General features: G+C 69.6%; 1 pseudogene. It reads left to right on the top strand.

The annotated features are described in order from the left end of the window. Nucleotides 1–14 precede the first annotated feature (14 nt). A pseudogene (locus FLQ44_RS03155) lies at nt 15–260 on the top strand (endonuclease III); the annotation flags it as partial.

The following is a 260-nucleotide window of genomic DNA, read 5'->3' as shown; positions in this document are numbered from 1 at the left end:
CGCCGAGCCGGCCCATGGCGCCGGCGGCGCGCTTCGAGTTCTTCCGCCGCCTGCGCGAGCTCAACCCCGAGCCCAAGACCGAGCTCGAATACAGCACCGCCTTCGAGCTGCTGATCGCCGTGCTGCTCTCGGCCCAGGCCACCGACGTCAGCGTCAACAAGGCCACCCGCAAACTGTTCCCGATCGCCAACACCCCGCAGGCCCTGCTGGATCTCGGCGAGGCGGGCCTGCGCGAGCGGATCTCCACGATAGGCCTGTAC

The organism is Vogesella mureinivorans (assembly GCF_007644035.1).
Taxonomy (GTDB): Bacteria; Pseudomonadota; Gammaproteobacteria; order Burkholderiales; family Chromobacteriaceae; genus Vogesella; species Vogesella mureinivorans.
Note: the sequence above shows the minus strand (reverse complement) of the source record. Positions and strands in the feature narration are given on the sequence as shown.